At 62.9% G+C, this 307-nt stretch carries 1 pseudogene; it reads left to right on the top strand.

What is annotated here, in order from left to right:
• Positions 1-307, top strand: a pseudogene (locus EIK80_RS25370) (homoserine dehydrogenase); the annotation flags it as partial.

The following is a 307-nucleotide window of genomic DNA, read 5'->3' as shown; positions in this document are numbered from 1 at the left end:
CCGCCATCATGGCCACCCTCGGCTTCCACACCTCCGTGACCATCGACGATGTGTCCGTTGAAGGCATCACCAAGATCACTGCCGATGACATCGCCGCCGCCACCGCCGAGCATAAGGTCATCAAGCTGCTTGCCGTGGTCGAGAATAGCGAAGCCGGCGTCTCCGCTCGTGTCTATCCGGCCCTGATTGACGAGAGCCACCCGTTGGCCTCCGTACACGGCTCCTTCAACGCCGTGTTCGTCAAGGCTGAGGCTGCTGACGATCTGATGTTCTACGGCCGCGGTGCCGGTGGCGCTCCGACCGCTTC

Source organism: Caulobacter sp. 602-1 (assembly GCF_003931565.1).
Taxonomy (GTDB): domain Bacteria; phylum Pseudomonadota; class Alphaproteobacteria; order Caulobacterales; family Caulobacteraceae; genus Caulobacter.
Note: the sequence above shows the minus strand (reverse complement) of the source record. Positions and strands in the feature narration are given on the sequence as shown.